The organism is Tenacibaculum halocynthiae, from assembly GCF_964512825.1.
Lineage (GTDB): Bacteria > Bacteroidota > Bacteroidia > Flavobacteriales > Flavobacteriaceae > Polaribacter > Polaribacter halocynthiae.
In genome coordinates this window covers 123,759-129,879 of sequence record NZ_CAZELG010000042.1, presented here as the reverse complement: position 1 = coordinate 129,879, position 6,121 = coordinate 123,759, and the positions used below count along the sequence as shown (strand labels likewise).

The window sequence follows — 6,121 nt, the reverse complement described above, 5'->3', positions numbered from 1 at the left end:
GGATATACAGGAACAGATAGTTTCGTATATGAGGTATGTGATAATGGAAGTCCAGTAGTATGTGATCAAGCAACGGTTTACTTAACTGTTAATCCATTAACAGAAACTGATACAGATGGAGACGGAGTTCCTGATAATGTTGATGAAGATGATGATAATGATGGAATAGCAGATGTTGATGAAGGATCTGGTAATAACAATGCTACTGGTGATGAAGATGGTGATGGAATACCAAACTGGCAGGATACTACCGATGATGGAAATACAGGAGATAGTTCTATAACTGATTATACAGATAGTAATGGTGATGGTATTCCTGATGTTTATGATACAGATGGAGATGGTGTTCCTAATCATTTAGATTTAGATAGTGATAACGACGGAATTTTAGATGTAGATGAAGGTGGAAATGGAGCTTTAGATACTAATGGAGATGGTGTTATAGATTCTAATGATACTGGATATAGTGATGCTGATGGAGATGGGCAAGATGATGATTCTGAAATTATATCTGAACCAGATACTGATGGAGATGGAGTGCCAGATTATTTAGATCTTGATAGTGATAATGATGGTATTAATGATGTTATTGAAGATGGAAATGTAGATAATAATAATGACGGTATTGCTGATGGTGGAGATGCTGACGGTGATGGTATTGTTAATAGTGCAGATAACGATGATTCAGGATTTGGTGAAGGTAACGGAGGAGAATCTGAAAATACTGATACTGATAATGATGGAGTACCAGATTATTTAGATCTAGATAGTGATGATGATGGAGTTAATGATGTAGAAGAAGGAGGTAATGATGATGTAGATGGAAATGGTTTAGTAGATGGGCCAGATTCAGATGGAGATGGTATTCTTGATGTTGTAGATGAAGACGATAGTGGTTTTGGAGATTCAGGAAACTCAGATGTAAATGATACTGATCCTACTGATCCAAATGATGGAGGTTCAGGTGTTGTAACTGATAGTGGTACTGATTCTGATGGAGATGGTATTTCAGATAGTGAAGATGGAGCAAATGGAACGTTTGGAGATGCAATTGACACAGATGGAGATGGAGTTCCAGATAATATAGATGAAGATGATGATAATGATGGAATAGCAGATGTTGATGAAGGATCTGGTGATAATAATGCAACAGGTGATGAAGATGGTGATGGTATTCCAAACTGGCAAGATACTTCTGATGATGGAGATTCAGGAGATGGTTCAACAACTGATTATACAGACAGTAATGGAGATGGTATCCCAGATGTTTATGATACCGATGGAGATGGAGTACCAAATCATTTAGATTTAGATAGTGATAATGACGGAATTTTAGATGTAGATGAAGGTGGAAATGGAGCTTTAGATACGAATGGAGATGGTGTTATAGATTCAAATGATACTGGATATAGTGACGTAGATGGAGATGGACAAGATGATGATTCTGAAAATATATCTGAACCAGATACTGATGGAGATGGAGTACCAGATTATTTAGATCTTGATAGTGATAATGACGGAATTAACGATGTTATCGAAGATGGAAACGTTGATGTAGATAATGATGGTATTGCTGACGGAGCAGATGCAGATGGAGATGGAATTGTTGATAGTGTTGATAATGATGATTCTGGATTTGGTGAAGGTAACGGAGGAGAATCTGACAATACTGATACTGATAGTGATGGAGTACCAGATTATTTAGATCTAGATAGTGATGATGACGGAATTAATGATGTTGAAGAAGGAGGTAATGATGATGAAGATGGAAATGGGTTAGTAGATGGGCCTGATAGTGATGGAGATGGTATTCTTGATGTTGTAGATGAAGATGATGGTAATTTTGGAGACTCAGGAAATTCAGATGTAAATGATACTGATCCAACTGATCCAAATAGTGGAGGAGATGGAGTAGTAAGTGATAGTGGAACTGATTCTGATGGAGATGGAATTTCTGATAGTGTAGATGGGGCTGATGATGTATTTGGTGATAGTTATGATTGTATAACAATTTTTAACGAATTTAGTCCAAACGGAGACGGAGTAAATGATGCTTTACAAATTGATTGTATAGAGAATTATAAAAACAATACAATTGAAATTTTTAATAGATGGGGTAATACTGTTTATAAAGCGAAAGGATATAATAATGAAGATGTAGCTTTCAAAGGAGTATCAAATGGTAGAGTCAACATTAATGTTGATAGTAAGTTGCCTGTAGGAACATATTTTTATGTATTAGATTTAGGAGATGGTAGCCCTGTTAAAAAAGGATGGATATATATTAACAGATAATAATTATCATATTTTAAGACAATAAAACTATAAAATGAAATCATTTTCAATATTAACTTGCATACTAGGTATTTGTTTAATAACAAATACCTATTCGCAACAAGATCCGCAGTTCACTCAATATATGTTTAATACATTAAGTGTTAATCCTGCATATGCTGGTTCTAGAGGTCATGCTGTAATAACAGCTTTAGGAAGAACACAGTGGGTAGGTTTTGAAGGAGCTCCTGATACACAAAATTTAAGTTATGATACACCTATTGGTAGGTCAAAGTTGGGACTTGGATTAAATTTAGTAAATGATAAAATAGGGCCATCTCATGAAATTTATTTTGATGGAAACTTATCATATACTGTAGAGACAGGAGAAGTAGGGAATTTAGCTTTTGGACTTAGATTAGGAGGAAGGATATTAAATATTGATTGGACAAAAGGAAGGTTGGTTAAAGATGAAGCTTTGTTTGCCAGTAATATTAATGGTAAATTTTTACCAACAATAGGAGCTGGTATATACTATCACGAACCTGAATGGTATATAGGTTTATCTGTACCAAATTTTATTAGAACTGAACATTATGATCAAAAATTAGCTTCTACAACAACAACAGCAGTTGAAAGAATGCATTTTTTCTTAATAGCTGGTTATGTGTTTGAATTAAATGAAAATATAAAGTTTAAACCAGCCGCGTTAGCTAAAATAGTTTCTGGTGCTCCATTGTCATTAGATGTTTCAGCTAATTTTTTATTTAATGATAAATTTAGAGCTGGTGTAGCATGGAGATGGGGAGATTCAATAAGTGCTCTATTAGGTTTTCAAGCCACTGACTCATTATTAATTGGATATGCTTATGATTTAACTACATCTAATTATAATGTAACAAATTCAGGAACTCATGAAGTTATGCTTAGGTATGACATATTTAAAGAATATAAATATAAATCACCAAGGTTCTTTTAAACTAGAAAAAGTAGAATTAATGAAATCACAAAAAATATTACTAATACTATTAATAGTAATAAGTGTTAATACAGTTTTTGCACAAAGCAGAAGAGTCGCTGATAGATATTTTGAAGAGTTTTCTTATATCCAATCAGCAGAATTATATAAATCTCTAGTGGTAAAAAAAGGAGACACTTCAAAACATGTTTTAAGTAGGTTAGCTGACTCATATTACAATAATGCTAATACTGAAGAAGCATTAATTTGGTATGAGAAATTAGTGAAAATTTATAGAAATGAGGTAACGGATAGATATTTATTTAAGTATGCCCAAACTCTAAGAAGTAAAGGAGATTATAAAAAATCAGATTCTATCTTTTTAGTTTTGTCTGAAAAAAATGATAAGAGTAATAGGAAAATTGAATTAGAAAATGAAAATTATCTTCTTGATTACTCAAATAATAAAGACCAAAGAATAAGTATTAGAAATTTAGCAATTAATACTCCATATTCTGATTATGGAGGTTTTATTTTAGATGGAAATGCCTATTATACATCTGCTGCTCCAAAAAAAGGTAAAAAACAACGTTTATATAAATGGAATAATCAACCATTTTTAAATATTTACAAAGCTAAAGAAAGTATAGAAACCATAGAGGGAAATGAAAAGGATACAGTTTTAGAGTTAAATAATCATAAAATTTTACCTGAGCCTATTACTACAAGATATCATGAAGGTAAACCTGTTTTTACTAAAGATGGTAAAACTGTTTATTTTACAAGAAATAATTTTGATGGTAAAAGATTAAATAATGATAAGAGAAGATCTGTTAATTTAAAAATATATAGAGCTTCATTAGTAAATGGAGTGTGGAGTAATGTACTTGAATTACCTTTTAATAGTAATGAGTATTCTACAGGGCATCCAGCTTTAAGTCCTGATGAAAAATTATTATATTTTGTTTCTGATATGCCAGGAGGTTTTGGAGCATCTGATATTTATAAGGTAAAAATCAAAGAAAACGATGCATTTGGTAAACCTATTAATTTAGGTGATAAAGTAAATACTTCTGATAAAGAAAAATTTCCTTTCATTGGAAATGATAATACGTTGTATTTTTCTTCAGACGGGCATTTAGGGTTAGGATTACTAGATGTTTTTCAAACTAAAATTAAAAACGATTCAACTTTTACAAAAGTTACTAATTTAGGAGAGCCTTTTAACAGTAAAAGAGATGATTTTGCTTTTTATATTCATGAAGATGGTAAAAAAGGTTTTTTCTCATCTAATAGGAAAAAGGGAAAAGGAGATGATGATATTTATAGTTACTATATATATACAACACCTTCAATTTGTACGAAAACTATAACAGGTACTGTTGTTGATGCTAAAACCGGTGATATTATACCTGATGCTATATTAAAATTAGTAAATGCTTCAGGTGAAGTAATGCATGAAACTATTTCTGATGTTTCTGGTAATTATAAATTTGAAAAAGTATTATGCGACTCAAAATATGTTATTAAAGCAAGTAAATTAGATCATAGACCAGATCAAAAACCTATTGATACTATGTCTAAAGAAATTGAAGTTGTAAAAGTTGATTTAAAACTTATTCCTTTAATAATAGGAGATCAAATTGTTATAAACCCAATTTATTTCGATTTTAATAAATCATTTATTAGAGAAGATGCCGAATATGAGCTGGAAAACATTGTTACAGTAATGAAAAATCATCCTGAAATTGTAATAAAAATTGAGTCTCATACTGATAGTAGAGGTAAAGATGCCTACAATAAGTTTTTATCAGACAAAAGGGCAAAATCTACAAGAGATTATATTATATCAAGAGGCATACCTAAGAAGAGTATAGAAAGTGCTATAGGGTACGGTGAAGAGCAGTTATTAAACAATTGTAATAATGCTAATCAAAGAAAGTGTTCAGAAAAGGAACATCAAGTAAATAGAAGATCATATTTTTATATTGTTAAAGGAAAAGATAGAATACAAGCTAAGCAACAGGCAGAAAAAATTAAAGTAAAAAAAAGAATAAGTAAGCGTAATAGTTACTTAATGTTTTTAAGAAATAATTTTAAATCAAATGGAAATAATCCAAGTCAAAATAAATGTACAAAAGATAGTGATTGTGAAGAAAAATAAAAAATGATAGTATTAATTAAAAAAGGAAGGTATTTTAAAATACCTTCCTTTTTTTTTAATTTCTAACTATTGACATGCAGACATAAAGCTCCGGCTTGTTTGCCGTAAATTCTTTAAGCCAAATTGTTAATTCATTAATTTCGTGAGGAAGTAATCGATTTAAAGCTTTCTTTAATTCCTTACAAAACAAATCAGAGTTAAAACTTACTTTTTTAAGTACCGTTTTAGTGTAGTCATACATAGCTCTTGCCATTTTAAGGGGATTTGAGTTATAATTATTAATCGTAATTTACGAAAAAATATTATGTGAACAATGTTAAAGTTAAGCAAAAAAAAGCCAGCTTTAAAAAAACTGGCTTTTTGATTATAAACTATTTACTTTTTGTATAAGTTCTTTAGCTTTGATTTCTAGGTTTTTACTAATGTTTTTGAAATGACTTTTTTTGTTTTCAATATTTTTAGCATGTACGTTATCTAGTAAACCATCAAATGTAGCGATTGCTTCATCTATAATTGCTTCAGATTTTGCTGTATCTTCTTTAGGGTTTAATAGCTCCCATACATAACATTCTTCAATGATATCCCCTAAGGTATAATTAATATCTTTCTTTAAGTTTTTTATACTTGCCATAATTATAAATTTGATGCAAATTTACTAGTTTTTATTCTTTTAATATCAAATAAAATACGAAATAAAACCTATTTTATAAAATACTCGATAAACA

5 protein-coding genes are annotated in these 6,121 nt (G+C 30.6%); 3 read left to right on the top strand and 2 right to left on the bottom strand.

What is annotated here, in order from left to right; all coding sequences use genetic code 11:
• The 3 genes from ACKTTQ_RS16420 to ACKTTQ_RS16410 all read left to right on the top strand — a co-directional run.
• A partial coding sequence (locus ACKTTQ_RS16420; protein ID WP_408049819.1) for a T9SS type B sorting domain-containing protein occupies positions 1–2,295 on the top strand: 2,295 nt, incomplete at its 5' end.
• A gap of 34 nt (positions 2,296–2,329) precedes the next feature.
• Positions 2,330–3,253, top strand: coding sequence for a PorP/SprF family type IX secretion system membrane protein (locus ACKTTQ_RS16415; RefSeq protein ID WP_113786014.1), 924 nt, complete (start codon positions 2,330–2,332; stop codon positions 3,251–3,253).
• Entirely contained in the window at positions 3,189–5,396 is a 2,208-nt protein-coding gene (locus ACKTTQ_RS16410; RefSeq protein ID WP_233487113.1) for an OmpA family protein, read from the top strand. Before ACKTTQ_RS16415 ends, ACKTTQ_RS16410 begins: the two co-directional genes overlap by 65 nt.
• A gap of 55 nt (positions 5,397–5,451) precedes the next feature.
• Here ACKTTQ_RS16410 and ACKTTQ_RS16405 read toward each other — a convergent pair whose 3' ends face one another.
• Together ACKTTQ_RS16405 and ACKTTQ_RS16400 are read right to left on the bottom strand one after the other, a co-directional pair.
• Entirely contained in the window at positions 5,452–5,649 is a 198-nt protein-coding gene (locus ACKTTQ_RS16405) for a hypothetical protein (RefSeq protein ID WP_093870730.1), read from the bottom strand.
• A 111-nt stretch (positions 5,650–5,760) separates the two neighbouring features.
• A complete protein-coding gene (locus ACKTTQ_RS16400; RefSeq protein WP_408049818.1) occupies positions 5,761–6,027 on the bottom strand; it encodes a hypothetical protein in 267 nt (88 codons plus the stop codon).
• Between the last annotated feature and the right edge of the window lie 94 nt (positions 6,028–6,121).

Coding starts and splice junctions, on each gene's coding strand:
- ACKTTQ_RS16400 (WP_408049818.1), bottom strand. CDS start 6,027: ATGGCAAGTATAAAAAACTTAAAGAAAGATATTAATTATACCTTAGGG.
- ACKTTQ_RS16405 (WP_093870730.1), bottom strand. CDS start 5,649: ATGGCAAGAGCTATGTATGACTACACTAAAACGGTACTTAAAAAAGTA.
- ACKTTQ_RS16415 (WP_113786014.1), top strand. CDS start 2,330: ATGAAATCATTTTCAATATTAACTTGCATACTAGGTATTTGTTTAATA.
- ACKTTQ_RS16410 (WP_233487113.1), top strand. CDS start 3,189: ATGAAGTTATGCTTAGGTATGACATATTTAAAGAATATAAATATAAAT.